Source organism: Leeuwenhoekiella sp. LLG6367-2.1 (assembly GCF_045055775.1).
Classification (GTDB): Bacteria; Bacteroidota; Bacteroidia; order Flavobacteriales; family Flavobacteriaceae; genus Leeuwenhoekiella; species Leeuwenhoekiella aequorea.
In genome coordinates, this window is record NZ_CP159331.1 from 1,438,075 (window position 1) to 1,455,019 (window position 16,945).

Annotated in this window: 13 protein-coding genes; 7 read left to right on the forward strand and 6 right to left on the reverse strand. The window is 35.7% G+C overall.

What is annotated here, in order from left to right:
• Window positions 1-31 precede the first annotated feature (31 nt).
• From pyk to ABVM53_RS06580, 5 genes are all read right to left on the reverse strand, one after another.
• A complete protein-coding gene (pyk, locus tag ABVM53_RS06560; protein ID WP_371455556.1) occupies window positions 32-1,468 on the reverse strand; it encodes a pyruvate kinase in 1,437 nt (478 codons plus the stop codon).
• Window positions 1,468-1,956, reverse strand: a complete 489-nt coding sequence (locus ABVM53_RS06565; RefSeq protein WP_371455555.1) for an IPExxxVDY family protein — start codon at window positions 1,954-1,956, stop codon at window positions 1,468-1,470. The genes pyk and ABVM53_RS06565 overlap by 1 nt, the downstream gene beginning before the upstream one ends.
• A gap of 96 nt (window positions 1,957-2,052) precedes the next feature.
• Window positions 2,053-2,799 (reverse strand): ribonuclease III, encoded by a 747-nt coding sequence (rnc, locus tag ABVM53_RS06570; protein ID WP_371455554.1) that lies wholly within the window; start codon window positions 2,797-2,799, stop codon window positions 2,053-2,055.
• 6 nt (window positions 2,800-2,805) lie between these two features.
• The gene (fabF, locus tag ABVM53_RS06575; protein WP_128755982.1) at window positions 2,806-4,059 is read right to left on the reverse strand and encodes a beta-ketoacyl-ACP synthase II; all 1,254 of its coding nucleotides are present in this window, start codon (window positions 4,057-4,059) and stop codon (window positions 2,806-2,808) included.
• A gap of 19 nt (window positions 4,060-4,078) precedes the next feature.
• Window positions 4,079-4,312, reverse strand: coding sequence for an acyl carrier protein (locus ABVM53_RS06580; RefSeq protein ID WP_009778413.1), 234 nt, complete (start codon window positions 4,310-4,312; stop codon window positions 4,079-4,081).
• 176 nt (window positions 4,313-4,488) lie between these two features.
• Here ABVM53_RS06580 and purN point away from each other — a divergent pair, with 176 nt between their 5' ends.
• The 4 genes from purN to ABVM53_RS06600 all read left to right on the forward strand — a co-directional run bounded on the left by purN (window position 4,489) and on the right by ABVM53_RS06600 (window position 8,733).
• Complete coding sequence (purN, locus tag ABVM53_RS06585) at window positions 4,489-5,061, forward strand: phosphoribosylglycinamide formyltransferase (protein ID WP_405330600.1); 573 nt, start codon at window positions 4,489-4,491, stop codon at window positions 5,059-5,061.
• 89 nt (window positions 5,062-5,150) lie between these two features.
• Window positions 5,151-5,786, forward strand: a complete 636-nt coding sequence (locus ABVM53_RS06590) for a viroplasmin family protein (protein WP_405330602.1) — start codon at window positions 5,151-5,153, stop codon at window positions 5,784-5,786.
• Window positions 5,787-5,859: 73 nt separating this feature from the next.
• Window positions 5,860-6,783, forward strand: a complete 924-nt coding sequence (locus tag ABVM53_RS06595) for a PfkB family carbohydrate kinase (RefSeq protein WP_371455551.1) — start codon at window positions 5,860-5,862, stop codon at window positions 6,781-6,783.
• Window positions 6,784-6,834: 51 nt separating this feature from the next.
• Window positions 6,835-8,733 carry an amidophosphoribosyltransferase gene (locus tag ABVM53_RS06600; protein ID WP_405330604.1) on the forward strand — a complete coding sequence of 633 codons (1,899 nt, stop codon included), beginning with the start codon at window positions 6,835-6,837 and terminating at the stop codon, window positions 8,731-8,733.
• Between the two features lie 1,143 nt (window positions 8,734-9,876).
• Here the strand turns inward: ABVM53_RS06600 and ABVM53_RS06605 are convergent.
• Complete coding sequence (locus ABVM53_RS06605) at window positions 9,877-10,485, reverse strand: superoxide dismutase (RefSeq protein ID WP_128755987.1); 609 nt, start codon at window positions 10,483-10,485, stop codon at window positions 9,877-9,879.
• A 161-nt stretch (window positions 10,486-10,646) separates the two neighbouring features.
• On the opposite strand from ABVM53_RS06605, the gene ABVM53_RS06610 reads away from it, so the two are divergent.
• From ABVM53_RS06610 to ABVM53_RS06620, 3 genes are all read left to right on the forward strand, one after another.
• Window positions 10,647-13,790 carry a UvrD-helicase domain-containing protein gene (locus ABVM53_RS06610; RefSeq protein WP_405330606.1) on the forward strand — a complete coding sequence of 1,048 codons (3,144 nt, stop codon included), beginning with the start codon at window positions 10,647-10,649 and terminating at the stop codon, window positions 13,788-13,790.
• 237 nt (window positions 13,791-14,027) lie between these two features.
• The gene (locus tag ABVM53_RS06615; RefSeq protein WP_405330853.1) at window positions 14,028-15,401 is read left to right on the forward strand and encodes an OmpA family protein; all 1,374 of its coding nucleotides are present in this window, start codon (window positions 14,028-14,030) and stop codon (window positions 15,399-15,401) included.
• Window positions 15,402-15,550: 149 nt separating this feature from the next.
• Entirely contained in the window at window positions 15,551-16,924 is a 1,374-nt protein-coding gene (locus ABVM53_RS06620) for an OmpA family protein (protein WP_405330608.1), read from the forward strand.
• Window positions 16,925-16,945: the final 21 nt, after the last annotated feature.

Genomic DNA, 16,945 nt, shown 5'->3' on the forward strand with positions numbered 1-16,945 from the left:
AGGCTTTAAGAATTGCAAATTAATGTTGTGATTAATTTCCTTGTATTTCTCGTACACGTAAGGTATTTACCATTCCTTTTTCACTAATAGGCATTGCTGCAAGGCTAATAACCATATCACCTACTTCAAGGTAACCTTGATCCCGTGCAATGCGATTTACGTCACGTACGGTCTCGTCTGTAGATACAAATTTATCGTAATAAAATGCTTTAACTCCCCAAAGCAAATTAAGCTGAGTCAAGATAATTTTATTAGATGTAAATACTAAAATATGAGATTTTGGCCTCCAGGCTGAAATTTGAAAAGCTGTATAACCGCTATTTGTAAGCGTTGTAATTGCCTTTGCATCAATCTCATTTGCCATTAAGGCAGCGTGATAACAAATAGCTTTAGTAATATATCTATTTGTGCGTATATGCGGAGGAGTGTGTGGTACTTTAATAAGGTTAGAATCTTCAACTTTAGATAAAATCGAAGCCATACGCTCAATAACCTGAACAGGATATTTACCTACAGATGTTTCCCCACTTAGCATCACAGCATCTGCACCATCCATTACAGAGTTAGCAACATCGTTAACTTCTGCACGTGTAGGCGTTAAGCTATCGATCATGGTTTCCATCATTTGAGTCGCAATGATTACCGGTATGCGTGCTTTTTTAGCTGCAAGTACAAGTTCTTTTTGAATAAGAGGAACTTCTTCTGCAGGAATTTCAACACCAAGATCTCCACGAGCAACCATAAGTCCGTCACTATAAGCAACTATTTTATCGATGTTCTTAACAGCTTCTGGTTTTTCTATTTTTGATATAATAGGAATTTTATGCTCTGAGTGTTCTTTAATTAAATCTTGCAATTGTATTAAATCACCTTCGTGACGCACAAAAGAAAGAGCTAACCAATCTACTTTTTGGCTAATTGCAAAAATTGCATCTTCAATATCTTTTTCTGTTAATGCAGGAAGAGAAATATTTGTATTCGGAAGATTTACACCTTTGCGTGATTTTAGCGGTCCACCTTGAATAACTACAGTTTCAACTTCACTCTCGTTATCAGATTTAAGAACTTCAAAAATTAATTTTCCGTCATCAAGAAGTATGCGTTCCCCTTTATTTACATCTCTAGGAAAATGTTGATAATTCATATAAACACGCTCCTTTGTACCTTCAAACTCTTCTTTTGTAGAAAAAGTGATGATGTCTCCAGGATTAACTTCAATACCTTCTTTCATTATACCTACACGAAGCTTAGGGCCTTGTAAGTCTGCTAAAATAGCGGTGTTGTAACCAAATTCATCGCTAAGGCTGCGTATCATTTGAATGCGTTCTTTTACAGCATCATAATCTGCATGTGAAAAGTTGATTCTAAAGACATCTACACCCGCTTTAATCATTTCGTGTAGTACCTCTCTCTTACTAGTTGCGGGACCTAGAGTTGCAACAATTTTGGTTTTTTTCTTATTTGACATTATTCAAAAATTAAATTTTGTTTTGATTTTAAGGAACTTACGTTAACATCGTAAGCCGTTATTATTTGGGATATTTGGTTCAATTGGTTTAGAAGTGTCTGTAGGCATACCTGTTCAGAATCACTCTCAATTTTGAGCAAATAATCTGCATTTCTTACCTCGGGTACTAAATTAAAAGTCTTAAAATGTTCACCTGCAGATTCTGCAAATAAATCATTATTAGATAAATTACCTAGCTCTTTAAATTTGTACTTGTTGCTTATAAGCGTATAATTTACATAGTTTTTTACATCTTCATACTGCATAGTAGGAAAACTATATCTGTCATTCTTAGTATAGTAATATACATCCTTAGCACATTTTAAATGTAAACCTGCATATTTATTAAGAATAAACGCCAATCTATAATCTTCTAATGAACAATGCATTGCTATTAATGCAAAATCGTATTCAAACGTATCGTCCAATAAAAGTTTTAGAGCGGCCATAGAAATGTTTAAGCACCTAAATATACTTAAAGTCTAACAGAAATATGCGTGTTTAACCTTAAGTAAATGTAAAATGAGAATCTATGCTAAATTGATTTAGTTGAAACGATGCAAATCTATTTTGTTTTGAAAAACATAGTAGGCTCTTTTTGCGGCTTTCTCTTCAGCTTTCTTTTTTGAAGTAGATCGTCCTTTTGCAACTTGCTTACCATCAATAGATAACTTCACCGAAAAATGCCTGATAGCATCTAACCCTGAGTCTTCATAAGTATCAAATTCAAACACTCGCTTTTCTTTTTGACACCATTCGATAAGAAGACTTTTGTAGCTAATTACCCTACCCTCCAGTTTTTCTATATCTACATACGGTTCTATTACACGCTTGTTGATGAACTTACAACAGTATTTATATCCGCGATCTTGGTAAATAGCACCTACAAGTGATTCAAATAAATTTCCGTGCACATTTGTGCCAAAATTCTCTTTTGGAATTGCAGACCTTAAGAGACTTAAGAGATTTAAATCTCTACCTAATTCATTTAAATGTTCTCGGCTAACTACTTTAGACCTCATTTTTGTAAGATACCCTTCATCACCTCGGCCTACCTCATCAAAAAGGTGAGCTGCAATTACACTTCCAAGCATAGAATCACCTAAAAACTCGAGACGCTCATAATTAAAAGCGTGGCCTTTAGCATTTTTAATCCCCATTGATCTATGGGTAAATGCCTCTTCGTAGTGTTTAATATTGCTAGGTTTAAAACCAATAATAGCTTTAATAGCAGCAAAAAAATTCCCGTCCTTTTCAGAACGGGAAGTAAATATGTTGCGAATCGCACTCATATATTATTATTCGCTAAACTTTTTGAAAATTACACAAGCATTGTGACCTCCAAAACCGAAAGTGTTGCTCATTGCAACGTTTACCTCACGTTTTTGAGCTTTGTTTAAAGTTAGGTTTAGTGAAGAATCAATATTTTCATCTACAGTCGTATGATTTATTGTAGGGGGTACAAGACTGTGCTGCATAGCTAAAATTGAAGCAATAGCTTCTATAGCACCGGCAGCTCCCAGTAAGTGACCCGTCATAGACTTTGTTGAATTGATATTAATATCTTTAGCATGTTCACCAAATACTTTAGTAATTGCTTTCAGCTCTGCTACATCACCTAATGGGGTTGAGGTACCATGAGTATTAATAGCATCTACTTCTTCAGGTTTAATATTTGCATCACGTAAGCAATTAAGCATTACACGTTCTACACCTATACCTTCAGGATGTGGAGCAGTCATATGATATGCATCACTTGACATACCACCACCAGCAATTTCTGCATAAATTTTAGCTCCTCTAGCTTTAGCGTGCTCGTATTCTTCAAGAATCAAAGCACCTGCACCTTCTCCTAAAACAAACCCATCGCGGGTAGAGTCAAAAGGACGTGAAGCTGTTTCAGGATTATCATTTCTGGTCGACAAAGCGTGCATAGCGTTAAAACCGCCCATACCTGCTTTAGTTACTGCCGCCTCACTACCTCCCGTAACAATAATATCACAATGTCCTAAACGTATATAGTTTAGAGCATCTATCATTGCATTAGCAGACGATGCGCAAGCAGAAACTGTCGTATAATTAGGACCCATAAAACCGTGCTTGATAGAAATATTACCTGGGGCAATATCAGCTATCATTTTAGGTATAAAAAATGGGTTAAATCTTGGGGTCCCATCACCTTCAGCAAAGTTTATAACTTCATCCTGAAAAGTCTCAAGACCACCTATACCAGCTCCCCAAATTACTCCAACTCTAAATTTATCAACCTCATCAAGATTTATTCCTGCATCTTTGATAGCCTGATCAGAAGATACCAATGCATATTGTGCAAAGCGATCTAATTTTCTGGCTTCTTTTCTGTCAAAAAAATCTTCAGCGTTAAAATTTTTGAGCTCACAAGCGAATTTGGTTTTAAACTTCTCTGCGTCAAAATACGTAATAGGGGCACAGCCACTCTTACCTGTACTCAATCCTTCCCAATACTCTTCAATATTGTTTCCGATTGGCGTTAGCGCACCAAGACCTGTTACAACGACTCGCTTTAACTCCATAAGGTAATTTGCTTTCTTCTTATTTTGCTTCTTCTATATAGGAAATAGCCTGGCCTACAGTAGCTATATTTTCTGCCTGGTCGTCTGGAATTTGGATATCAAATTCTTTTTCAAACTCCATAATAAGCTCAACTGTATCTAACGAGTCTGCTCCTAGGTCGTTTGTGAAGCTAGCTTCTGCAACAACCTCGTTCTCATCAACGCCTAATTTATCTACGATGATGGCTTTTACTCTTGATGCAATGTCTGACATAATATTTTATTTTTAATTTTAATTAGGAGGCAAAAATAGCAAACTTTACGGTTTTACCACATTCCCTATCTAAAATGTGTCGTTAAAATAAACATTTCCTTTTTAACTTTAGAAAAAAAACCTCCTAATAAAGGATATTTATTACTTGCTTTGCAGCTCCAAAACATAAGTATACTATGAAAAAGATCGTGATTTTTGCATCTGGAAGCGGTTCAAATGCACAGCGTATTGCAGAATATTTTAAAGAGCGAAATGATGCGCGTGTTGATCTTATTTTGAGCAATAAACCCACTGCAAAAGTACTTGAACGGGCTACAAAACTTGATATTAGCAGCTTTAGTTTCAATAAAAAAGCCTTTTATGAGACTCATCACGTTTCTAAACTTCTAGATGCAATACAACCAGATCTTATAGTTCTTGCCGGCTTTTTATGGTTATTCCCTAAAGCTATAATTAAATCATATGAGGGAAAAATTATAAATATACACCCAGCTTTGCTACCTTCTTACGGCGGGAAAGGTATGTATGGGGCAAATGTGCACAATGCAGTTGTGGCTGCAAAAGAAAAAGAGTCTGGCATTTCTGTACATTATGTAACTGAAAATTATGATGAGGGCGCAATAATTTTTCAGGCTAAGACAAAACTTGATTCAGAAGAAACGGCAGACAGTCTTGCTGCTAAAATTCACAGTCTTGAATATGAGCATTTTCCAAGAGTTATAGCAGAACTTTTAGAAAAGCAAAACTAATCATCAAGTTTTACTTCACTGCAAATACAAATGGTTACTAAGCAATGTGATGGGCTAAGCCCTTCTTTTTAATACTGAAAAAAGTGTTCATGGCTAAAAAAGAAAAATTCTATGTGGTCTGGCAAGGCAAGAAGCCAGGTATTTATACAAAGTGGAAGGATTGCAAAGCGATGATTGATGGTTATGCAGGGGCTCAATACAAATCCTTTTTATCTTTTGCAGAAGCTAAAGCAGCATTCAATAAAGATTATAATGATGTAAAAGGCAGTTCTAAAAAAAAGCGGGTGCTTTCTGATATTGAAAAGCAAAAATATGGCGAACCCAATCTTTATTCTATTGCTGTAGATGCCGCAAGTTCTGGAAACCCAGGAATTATGGAATATCGCGGTGTTGACACACAAACACAAAAACAACTCTTTCATCAAGGTCCTTTTAAACAAGGAACAAATAATATAGGTGAATTTTTAGCACTTGTACACGGACTCGCTTTTCTGAAAAAAAATAAAAGTGACCGCATAATTTATTCAGACTCAAGAATTGCCATAGGCTGGGTCAAGAAGAAAAAATGCAATACAAAACTTACCGAAAGCGCACGCAATAAAGATGTTTATGATCTGGTACGTCGCGCCGAGCACTGGCTTAAAACAAATACCTATACAACAGTAATTGTTAAATGGGAAACAAAAGCGTGGGGAGAAATTCCTGCAGATTTCGGAAGAAAGTAAGTTTAATAGTTCTCTAACGACCATTGTTTAAAATTGCACTATCAAAACAGTATATTTGCACAAAATTATTTGAATGCAAAAAATGGTAATTGTAGGCACTTGTGCCTTTGATGAAATAGAATCTCCTTTTGGAAAAACAGGAAAAATATTAGGTGGTGCAGGTACCTACATAGGTCTTGCTGCATCAAATTTTGATCTAGATCAAGCAATAGTTTCTATTGTAGGATCAGATTTTCCGCAAGAATATATTGACATTTTAAAGAATAAAGGTGTGAATATGGAAGGTCTTGAGATCGTTAAAGATGGTAAAACATTTTTCTGGAAAGGTCTTTATCATAATGACCTGAACTCAAGAGATACACTAGTAACAGAATTAAATACCCTAGCAGATTTTAATCCTATTGTTCCTGAAGATTATAAAGATTCAGAAATTGTGGTTTTAGGTAATCTGCATCCTATGGTTCAGCTTTCTGTATTAAAGCAAATGAATACTAAGCCAAAACTTGCTATTCTGGACACGATGAACTTCTGGATGGATAGTGCCCTTGAAGATTTAAAAAATGTAATTGCACACGTAGATGTGATTACAATTAATGATGAAGAAGCACGCCAATTAAGTGGTGAATATTCTCTGGTTGTGGCAGCACAAAAAATATCGGAGATGGGACCTAAATTTGTTGTGATTAAAAAAGGAGAACACGGAGCGTTACTTTTTGAAGGTGAGAATATTTTCTTTGCTCCTGCACTACCTTTAGAAGAAGTTTTTGATCCTACCGGTGCCGGTGATACATTTGCAGGAGGATTTGCAGGTTATCTTGCCAGTACAGGAGATTATTCTTTTGAAAATATGAAACGAGCTATTATTCACGGCTCGAATCTTGCATCATTTTGTGTAGAGAAATTTGGCACAGAACGAATGCAAGATTTAAAACCAGACGAGATAAATCAACGCTTACTGAAATTCAAAGCGTTAACCCAATTTAATATAGACCTATAAAACAACCGCGCCCTCTTCTAACCGAAGGGGGCGCAAACATTTGACTAAGTTATGAGTGATGCAATAAAGCACGAATGTGGAATTTCGGTAATACGGTTATTAAAGCCACTAGAGTATTACAAGGAGAAGTACGGCAGTGCATTTTATGGTGTAAATAAAATGTATCTAATGATGGAGAAGCAGCATAACCGCGGTCAGGATGGTGCAGGTTTTGCCAGCATAAAATTAGATGTAGGTCCAGGCGAGCGATACATAAGCAGACAGCGATCGATAGCACAGCAACCTATTCAGGATATTTTTGCACAGATTAATTCTCGTATTAATGAGACACTTCTTGAGCACCCTGAATACGCAGATGATGTTGCTCTACAGAAAAAGTATGTTCCATATATAGGGGAATTACTTTTAGGCCACGTACGTTATGGTACCTTCGGAAAAAATAGTGTTGAAAGTGTACATCCATTTTTAAGACAAAATAACTGGATGCATCGTAATCTTATAGTTGCGGGTAACTTTAACATGACCAATGTTTTTCAGCTTTTTAATAAGCTTGTAGAGCTTGGTCAGCATCCTAAAGAGAAGGCAGATACTATTACCGTAATGGAAAAAATAGGTCACTTTCTGGATGATGCGGTTGCTAAAATTTACAAGAAACTTAAAAAAGAAGGGTTTTCAAAGTTTGAAGCATCTCCGCAAATTGCAGAGCGCCTTAATATCGCAAAGATTTTAAGAAAAGCTTCAAGAGACTGGGATGGTGGTTATGCAATGGCTGGCTTACTGGGTCATGGAGATGCGTTTGTATTGCGTGATCCATCTGGAATTAGACCTGCATATTATTATCAAGATGATGAAGTGGTGGTAGTTGCCAGTGAGCGACCTGTAATTCAAACTGTTTTTAATGCAAAGTTTGAAGATGTTCAGGAATTAGATCCTGGTCATGCTATCATTATTAAGAAAAGTGGAGCTACTTCTATAGAGCAGGTACAAGAGCCTCGCGAGCGTAAAGCTTGTTCTTTTGAACGTATCTATTTCTCTAGAGGTAGTGATGCAGAAATTTACCAAGAGCGTAAACAACTTGGTCGTTTGTTAATGCCCGAAGTTTTAAAACATATTAATCACGATACGCAAAACACTGTTTTTAGTTATATTCCCAATACAGCAGAAACGTCATTTTATGGAATGGTCGAGGCTGCTCAAGAAGAACTTGATAAGCAAAAGACAGCTGAAATACTAGAACATCGCGACACCTTAGATGAAAAAGGTCTTAATACCATTTTATCAAAGAAGCTAAGAACTGAAAAAATAGCAATTAAAGATGTTAAGCTACGTACATTTATCACAGAAGACAGTAGTAGAGATGATCTAGTAGCTCACGTATATGATGTTACTTATGGTGTTGTTAAATCGACAGATAATCTTGTGATTATCGACGACAGTATTGTTCGCGGTACTACATTAAAGAAAAGTATAATTAAAATGCTTTCTCGTCTGAATCCTAAAAAAGTGGTAGTTGTTTCTTCGGCACCGCAAATACGCTATCCAGATTGCTATGGTATCGATATGGCAAAACTTCAAGACTTTGTTGCGTTTAGAGCTGCAGTGGCATTATTAGAAGAAACAAATCAAACAGATATTATAGATCGGGTTTATCAAAAATCACTATCGCAAGTAAGTTTTGAAGATAAAGATGTAGTAAACTATGTAAAAGAAATTTACGAACCTTTTACAGATGAGCAGATATCTGATAAAATTGCACAGTTATTAGTTGATGAAACAATACAGACTGAGGTAAGTGTTATTTATCAAAAAGTTGAAAATCTACATAAGGCTTGTCCTAAAAATTTAGGAGACTGGTACTTTACAGGTAATTATCCTACTCCGGGTGGAAATCGCGTTGTAAACAGAGCTTTTATCAATTATGTAGAAGGAAGTTTAAAAAGAGCGTATTAAAAAGGCACTTAAACTGATAATTTCGTATTTTATCTAAAACTTTATGTACACTAAATTATACAACGTACTTTGGACATTACCAGAGCATAAGTAGGTTAAGTTCATGGTAGATTTGGGGCAAAAAAGGTGGATTTATTCCACCTTTTTTATTGCCACAAATTCGGGTGGCGAGCACACGAAAAATGACTAGAAGTCGCAAAAGTTCATTATTGAATAAAAGTTGAAATAAAATCTACAAGCGAGCCGGTTCTCTCCTCAGGTTTTCCACCTTTTTTATTGCCACAAATTCGGGGTGGCGAGAACACGAAAATGACTAGAAGTCGTAAAAGTTCATTATTGAATAAAGGTTGAAATAAATTTTAGAAGCGAGCCGTTTCTCTCCTCAGGTTTTCCACCTTTTTTATTGCCACAAATTCGGGTGGCGAGCACACAAAAAATGACTAGAAGTTGCAAAAGCTCATTATTGAATAAAGATTGAAATAAAATCTAGAAGCGAGCCGTTTCTCTCCTCAGGTTTTCCACCTTTTTTATTGCCACAAATTTGGGGTGGCGAGCACACGAAAAATGACTAGAAGTCGCAAAAGTTCATTATTGAATAAAAGTTGAAATAAATTCTAGAAGCGAGCCGTTTCTCTCCTCAGGTTTTCCACTTTTTTTATTGCCACAAATTCGGGGTGGCGAGCACACGAAAAATGACTAGAAGTCGTAAAAGTTCATTATTGAATAAAGGTTGAAATAAATTTTAGAAGCGAGCCGTTTCTCTCCTCAGGTTTTCCACCTTTTTTATTGCTACAAATTTGGGGTGGCGAGCACACGAAAAAGATTAAATCACAAAAGCTTATTATTGAATAAAAGTTGAAATAAAATCTAGAAGCGAGCCGTTTCTCTCCTCAGGTTTTCCACCTTTTTTATTGCCACAAATTCGGGGTGGCGAGCACACAAAAAATACTAATTCACAAAAGCTCAATACTGAGTATAAAATAAATAGGAATCTAAAAGCGAGCCAGTTCTCTCCTCAGGTTTTCCACCTTTTTTATTGCCACAAATTCGGGGTGGCGAGCACGATATATTTTTCAGATATAAGAATTGAGCATAAAAAAACCCGGAATAAATTCCGGGTTTTTAAATATTCATAAATGCTTATTATTTGTTCTGCGCATAGCGGCTAGAAACTTCTTTCCAGTTTATTACATTAAAAAATGCTTCAATATAATCTGGACGTCTGTTTTGATAGTTTAAGTAATATGCGTGTTCCCAAACATCCAATCCTAAAATCGGGGTACCACCACAACCTACTTCTGGCATAAGTGGGTTATCTTGATTAGGAGTAGAACATACTTCTACTTTTCCACCTTCATGAACACATAGCCAAGCCCATCCAGAACCAAATTGTGATCCTGCTGCACTACTAAATTTATCTTTAAAAGCTTCAAAAGAACCAAAAGCAGCATTGATTGCTTCGGCTAATTCTCCTGTAGGCTCTCCTCCTCCATCTGGAGACATTACTTCCCAGAAAAGACTATGGTTATAAAAACCACCACCATTATTACGAACAGCACTATTAGACATATCAAGATTGATTAGAATATTTTCTATAGTCTTACCTTCGTGATCTGTGCCTTCGATAGCTGCATTTAATTTGCTTGTATAACCAGCGTGATGCTTACCGTGGTGAATCTCCATGGTTTTAGCATCAATATTAGGTTCTAATGCATCTTTGGCATATTTTAAACTTGGAAGTTGAAATGACATATTTATTTATTTTTTTGTTAATATAACAGTTGATTTCCAAAGATAGCAATTCGGCTTCCGTATTTAAAGCAACACGTGTTATAAAAGTCTTAAGTTTTAAATATTAAGTTCTTAGGGCCTTTTTCAAATTAAATTATTAACTCCTTTATTATCTTGAATTTATGCAAGATCATCATACAATTTCTATTTACAATGCTTCCGCCGGTGCTGGAAAAACATTTGCTCTTGTAAAAAATTATCTCGTAATACTTTTTAAAAGTAAAAACGAGTTTAAATACCGTAGAATTCTTGCGATTACATTTACAAATAAGGCGGTTGCAGAGATGAAATTGCGTATTGTAGATAACCTTCAGTCTTTCACAAAGGATGAGATCATCAATGATCCCAGCCCCATGTTGCTTGCCATCGAAGAAGAGACCGGCTTGAGCAGGTTAGGTATTCAGAATAAATCAAAGAAACTTCTAAAAAATATAGTTCAGGATTTTGCGTCATTTGATGTTGTTACCATCGATAATTTTACGCATCGAGTTATTCGCACATTTGCACACGATTTAAAAATTCCTCAAAATTTTGAGGTTGAATTAAATACTCAAGATGTTTTAGAACAGGCTGTAGACAGGTTAATTGACAAGGCCGGAAAAGATAAACTGGTGACCGATATTCTTCTTGATTACGCTCTAGAAAAAATAGACAGTGATCGAAGCTGGGATATATCTAGAGATTTTTATGACATAAGTAGATTATTACTTAGTGAGAATGACAGAGCTTACTTAAAAATGCTTGAGGGAAAGTCGCTTGAAGATTTTGCCGAATTGAAAAGACATATACGACTATCTGTTATTAGCACGGAAAAAGCAATTATTGAAAACGCAAAAAAACTTCTCGATTTTATTTCTTCAAATGGGCTGGAAGAAGGACATTTTAAAGGTAAATATTTACCAAAAGCACTCGTAAAAATTGCTGACGGGTTGTTTACAATTAATACCACATCTGCTTGGGTAGTAAATTTAGGTGAAGAGCCTATGTATACAAAAACGCAAAAACAACCTATTAAGGATATTCTAGATCAAATTGCACCAGAAATCGCCCTTCAGTTTAACTCAATTAAACATGATATTTTAAACTTAAGTTTTCAGGAAGAGCTTTATAAAAAAATTACTCCTCTATCTGTATTACAAGCGATACAAGACGAGGTTGATAAAATAAAGACAGAGAATAATCTAATACTAATATCAGATTTTAATGAGTTGATAAGTAAAAATATTGCCGATCAACCTACACCATTTATATATGAGCGTCTGGGTGAGCGTTATGAAAATTACTTTATAGATGAGTTTCAGGATACTTCAAGATTACAATGGGGAAATTTAATTCCGTTAATAGATAATGCCGTTAGTGTAAATCAATCTGAAGATTTATCGAATAGCCTAATGCTAGTGGGAGATCCTAAGCAAGCAATATACCGCTGGCGCGGAGGAGAGGCTGCTCAGTTTATAGAACTATCTAATACTACTAATCCTTTTCAAAATGAAGATAAGGCAATTATAAATCTACCCTTTAATTACCGCAGTTTTCACGAAGTGATTAATTTTAATAATTCCTTTTTTAGTAAGATCGCTAATATCTTTGAAAATGAAGATTATAAAAAAATATATACTGAAGGCAATGCCCAACAGGTAAATTCTAAAGAAGGAGGTTATGTGTCAATTTCTTTTATAGATGCCATTAATAAGGAAGAATCTGTTCCCTTATATCTTGACGAAGTAGTATCAAGAATCGCATCTTGTCGAGAAAATGGTTTTGATCTAAATGAGCTCTGTATTCTTGTGCGTAAAAATTCTGAAGGCATTGCAATCGCTCAACGTTTACAAGAAGAAAATATACCTGTCATTTCTAATGAGAGTCTTTTAATAAAACAATCTGCTCAAGTTCAATTTATAGTTAATCTTCTTCATTATACGATAGAAAATGAATCATCTGCTATAAGTATTAAACTGCTTGAATATTTAGCTGAAGAATTTTTAAACTTAGAAAACCCCCACACATTTTACAAAACCAACTTAATATTTACGGGAGCCACCTTACTTAATAATGCTTTAGGAGAAAAGGCAATCTTTGACTTTGCGCAATGTGCTAACCTTCCCCTCTATGAAGCTGTAGAATATATTATACGAAGTTTTGAATTACAAAAAGATGGTGGCGCCTACTTGCAATTTTTTCTGGATGCAGTTTATGACTTTACTCAAAAAAATTCTGGCGGTGTCCCTGAGTTTATAACCTGGTGGGATCGTAAGCAAGACAAACTAAGCATTAGTACACCACCTGGCTCAAAAGCGATACAGATAATGACTGTACATAAAGCAAAAGGCCTTGAATTCCCCGTTGTAATTTATCCTTTTGCAGATAGCGAATTATATCCCAGAAACTCTGATTCGTATAATTGGTATTTACCCGGTAAGGAGGATTTCTTAGGATTTGAAGCATTACTTATAGGTCAAAAAAATGAGCTCACACAGTTTAATGATCAGACTGAAGCTTTATATCATATTAAACGAAGTCTTCAGCAGTTAGATAACGTTAATATTCTCTATGTAGCATTAACGCGTAGTGTAGAGCAATTGCATATCATTACAAATAAAGGTGCGTTAAGCAAAAGTGAACCAAAATCATTTTCAGACTTATTTATGAATTATGTAAGTGAGTTTCCTGAATTTAGTGAAGAATCTTATTTCTTTTCAACAGGTAATAAAGAGCGAATTTCAAAACCCGGTATTTCAGATCTTATTTCAGAACATTTGGCACTTACTAGTACAGCAAAGGAAGATCATAATCTTATTATGGTTACCCAAGCTGATACGTTGTGGGATACTGAACTGGTTGAGGCAATAAATCTGGGGAATGTTATCCATGAACTTATGGAAAATATAAAATTTGAAGAAGATATAATTTCAGCATTAAATAAAGCCCGCACTACAGGATTAATAGAGGCCGATTACTACCAGGTTCTTTATGAAAAATTACAAGGATTGATAGTCTTATTAAAAACGGAAGGATTCTTCAATAAAAGCAATACTATTTTAAACGAAAGGGATATAAATTTAAACGGAAAAACTATTAGACCAGACCGTTTGGAGATTAACGCTGATAAAGAAGTATGGTTATTGGATTATAAAACAGGTTCAAAAAATGACTCCCATAAAGATCAAATAGATGTGTATGCTAAGGCTTTAACTACCATGGGATATACCATTAGGAAGAAAATTATTGTATATCTCAATGAGGAGGAGCAGATATACATCCCTTAATAAAAACACAAATTAACTTAAGGTGACTTATTAACAATAGAATTTTAAATATGTTTATGTGTCTGATCTGCAGTTACCTACAAGATATATTTTAATGCTTATAAGTTAATAAATACTTCTCCTTTTTTGTAATTCTTAATAAAGGTTTAATAAAACTTTATCAATTGCCGCTTTGTATCTAAATTTTAACAAACTACTTTTACCCCCGTATTGAATAACTTATCCTTTAAAAATATGATTAAAAGTACTAGTATATTGTTTATGTTTTTTGCAGTATTCTTTGGAGCAAACACAGTTTTGGCTCAAGATGCAAATAACCCTTGGTATATAAGTGTTGGAGTTAACGCTGTTGACACTTATCCTGTAGATGAAGACAATCGACCTTTAACAGGTGGTTTTCTTAATGAAATGTATAATGTAGATGACCACTGGAATATTCTACCTTCTATCTCTACTTTATATGTAGGTCGTTACATAGGTAGCGGTTTAGCTTTTGGAGTTAGAGGTTCTTTAAATAAGATAGAGAAGCTTGGTGATACAGATGCTAATGATCTTGCTTATTACGGTTTAGACGGTACATTTACATATAGCTTCCGCGATGCTCTTTTTGGAGAAGGCGGCTGGTTTGATCCTTATGTAGGTGTAGGTGGTGGTTACGTATTTGTAGGTGATTTATCTAGCCACGGTACAGCTAACGGAACTGTAGGTTTAAAGCTTTGGCTTGGAGAGTCTATTAGTTTAGACTTATCTACAACGTACAAGCACGCATTTGAAGATAGATATACTAAACATATGCAACACACTGCAGGTATAGGTTTCGCTTTTGGTGGAGTTGATACAGACGGTGATGGAATCTTTGATAAAAATGACGAATGTCCAGACGTTCCTGGTTTAAAAGAATTTAATGGATGTCCTGATACTGATGGTGATGGAATAAAAGATTCTGAAGATGCTTGTCCAGAAGTTGCTGGTTTACCAGAATTTAATGGTTGCCCTGACTCTGATGGTGATGGTATTGCAGACCCTCAAGATAAATGTCCTGATGTTGCTGGTTTACCTGCTTTAAATGGTTGTCCAGATGCTGATGGTGACGGAGTAACTGATGCTGAAGATAAATGTCCTAATGAAGCTGGTCCTGCAGCTAATGATGGTTGTCCTTACCAAGATAAAGATAATGATGGTGTATTAGACAAGGATGATGAGTGTCCTACAGTTCCTGGTACAGTAGCAAACAATGGTTGCCCAGAAGTAACTGTTGAAGTTCTAGAAGAAATCAATGTACAGGTTAGAACAGTTCTTTTTGACCTAAACAAAGCAACAATACGTAAAGAGTCTTTTGAAACTTTAGATAATGTTTCTGGGACTATGATGGAGTATCCTAACACAAGATTCTTAATAGAAGGTCATACAGATAGTCAAGGTAGTGATGCATATAACTTAAAGTTATCTGACGAGCGCGCTGCTTCAGTTAAAAATTATTTAATTGAAAAAGGATTACCTGCATCAAGATTATCTTCAGAAGGATTTGGTGAAACTAAGCCAGTAGCAAATAATGCTACAGCAGCTGGTAGACAACAGAACCGTAGAGTTGAAATATCACTTATAAAATAATCTAACTTGTTATTAGCTATGCAACAAATCAAATGCCAGAATCATCTTAAATAAGCGATTATTCGATTTTTCTCAAATTTGATTTTGTTGCTAATTTTTAACAAATTACATTTGCTTCAATTAACACACTTAAATTTTACTTACTTAACATGAAAAATCTTACTCAATTATTTTTATTTGCAGCTCTTGTCGTGATCGGCATGAGTCAGGCAAATGCACAGGACAAAAACAACCCTTGGGCTGTTAGTATTGGTGTAAACGCGGTAGACACATACCCTGTAGATCCAGATGCAAGACCTTTTACAGGAGGTTTGTTTAATGAAATGTATAACCAGGAGGATCACTGGAATATTCTTCCATCAGTTTCTACATTATATGTAGGTCGTTATATAGGTAGCGGTTTTGCATTGGGCCTAAGAGGATCAATTAACAAAATTGATAAGTTAGGAGATGTAGCTGCAGATGATTTGGCTTATTATGCTGTTGATGGTATGTTCTCTTATAGCTTCCGTGATGCTCTTTTTGGAGAAGGTGGCTGGTTTGATCCATATCTAGGAGCTGGTGGTGGATATGTATTTGTGGGTGATATGCCTAGCCATGGTACCGCTAATGGTACTGTAGGTTTAAAAATCTGGTTAAGCGATAAAATTAACCTCGACTTATCTACTACTTATAAGCACGCGTTTGAAGATCATTATACTAAGCACATGCAACACGTAGTTGGTGTAGGTTTTGCTTTTGGTGGAAAAGATACTGATGGTGATGGTGTTTATGACAAAAATGACGAGTGTCCTGAAACTCCAGGTCTTAAAGAATTCAACGGATGTCCTGATACAGACGGTGATGGTATAAAAGATTCTGAAGATGCTTGTCCTGAAGTAGCTGGTTTACCAGAATTCAACGGATGTCCTGATTCTGACGGTGATGGTATCGCTGATAATGAAGATAAATGTCCTAACGTAGCTGGTCCTGCTGCAACTAATGGTTGCCCTGATGCTGACGGTGATGGTGTTATCGATGCAGAAGACAAATGTCCTAACGAAGCTGGTCCTGCTTCTAACGATGGTTGCCCATTCGTAGATACAGACGGTGACGGTGTTGCTGATAAAGATGACAAATGTCCTAACGTAGCTGGTCCTGCTTCTAACAATGGTTGTCCAGAAGTTGACGCTGCTGTATTAGAAGAATTAAATGGTGAAGCTGGTCGTATCTTATTTGATACAGATAAAGCTACTATCCGTAAGAGCTCTTTAGCTACTGTAGATAGAATCGCTGCAATCGTTATGGAATATCCTAACGCTAAATTTGAAGTTGAAGGTCACGCTGATAGCCGTGCAAGTAATGCTTACAACATGAGTCTTTCTGAAAGAAGAGCTCAATCAGTTGTTGATTACTTAATCTCCAAAGGTGCTAACGCTAGCAACCTTATGATTCACGCTTACGGTGAAGAGCAGCCAATCGCTCCTAACACTTCAGCTGCAGGTATGCAACTTAACAGACGTGTGAAACTTACTTTAAAGTAAGATTATTTTCAGACTAGATTC

Bases quoted from the DNA above. Each gene is read 5' to 3' on its own strand.
- pyk (WP_371455556.1), bottom strand. From the start codon at position 1,468: ATGTCAAATAAGAAAAAAACCAAAATTGTTGCAACTCTAGGTCCCGCA.
- ABVM53_RS06565 (WP_371455555.1), bottom strand. From the start codon at position 1,956: ATGGCCGCTCTAAAACTTTTATTGGACGATACGTTTGAATACGATTTT.
- rnc (WP_371455554.1), bottom strand. From the start codon at position 2,799: ATGAGTGCGATTCGCAACATATTTACTTCCCGTTCTGAAAAGGACGGG.
- fabF (WP_128755982.1), bottom strand. From the start codon at position 4,059: ATGGAGTTAAAGCGAGTCGTTGTAACAGGTCTTGGTGCGCTAACGCCA.
- ABVM53_RS06580 (WP_009778413.1), bottom strand. From the start codon at position 4,312: ATGTCAGACATTGCATCAAGAGTAAAAGCCATCATCGTAGATAAATTA.
- purN (WP_405330600.1), top strand. From the start codon at position 4,489: ATGAAAAAGATCGTGATTTTTGCATCTGGAAGCGGTTCAAATGCACAG.
- ABVM53_RS06590 (WP_405330602.1), top strand. From the start codon at position 5,151: ATGGCTAAAAAAGAAAAATTCTATGTGGTCTGGCAAGGCAAGAAGCCA.
- ABVM53_RS06595 (WP_371455551.1), top strand. From the start codon at position 5,860: ATGCAAAAAATGGTAATTGTAGGCACTTGTGCCTTTGATGAAATAGAA.
- ABVM53_RS06600 (WP_405330604.1), top strand. From the start codon at position 6,835: ATGAGTGATGCAATAAAGCACGAATGTGGAATTTCGGTAATACGGTTA.
- ABVM53_RS06605 (WP_128755987.1), bottom strand. From the start codon at position 10,485: ATGTCATTTCAACTTCCAAGTTTAAAATATGCCAAAGATGCATTAGAA.
- ABVM53_RS06610 (WP_405330606.1), top strand. From the start codon at position 10,647: ATGCAAGATCATCATACAATTTCTATTTACAATGCTTCCGCCGGTGCT.
- ABVM53_RS06620 (WP_405330608.1), top strand. From the start codon at position 15,551: ATGAAAAATCTTACTCAATTATTTTTATTTGCAGCTCTTGTCGTGATC.